1 protein-coding gene is annotated in these 551 nt (G+C 72.8%); it reads right to left on the reverse strand.

Annotated elements, in window-relative coordinates:
* Positions 1 to 551: KR domain-containing protein (locus ADK41_RS05890; protein WP_159043942.1), on the reverse strand; the 551-nt coding region annotated here is incomplete at both ends.

Below are 551 nucleotides of genomic sequence, written 5' to 3' on the forward strand. Positions count from 1 at the left end.
CTCGTCCCGGCCCAGACCCTCCAACCGCTGCACCAGACCGGCCGCCGCCACCGAACCACCGGCAACCGACCGCCGCGCCCGCACCCGCACCAGACCACGCAGGAGAGCGGGCACCTCTTCCTCGGCACGGAGGGCTGCCAGGTCGAGACGCACGGGCAGGACGACGGGTTCGTCGCCGGCCAGCGCGGCGTCCATGAGCTCGGTGCCGAGTGCGGGGGGCAGCGGAGGCATACCGGAGCGGGCGATGCGGCGGTGGTCGGTCTCCGACAGCGTCTGGGTCATGCCCGCGTCCTGCGACCACGGACCCCACACCAGCGACACCGCCGGCAGCCCCGACGCACGCCGACGACGCACCAGACCGTCCAGGAACGCGTTCCCCGCCGCATAAGCCGACTGACCCGCGCTGCCGAACGTCCCCGCCACCGACGAGAAGACCACGAAGGCGGTGAGGTCAAGGTCCTTGATCGCCTCGTCCAGGTGCCAGGCCGCGTCCACCTTCGGACGCAGCACACCCGCCAGCCGCTCCCCCGTCAGCGACTCCACCACACCGA

Source organism: Streptomyces caelestis (assembly GCF_001279005.1).
Taxonomy (GTDB): Bacteria; Actinomycetota; Actinomycetes; order Streptomycetales; family Streptomycetaceae; genus Streptomyces; species Streptomyces heliomycini.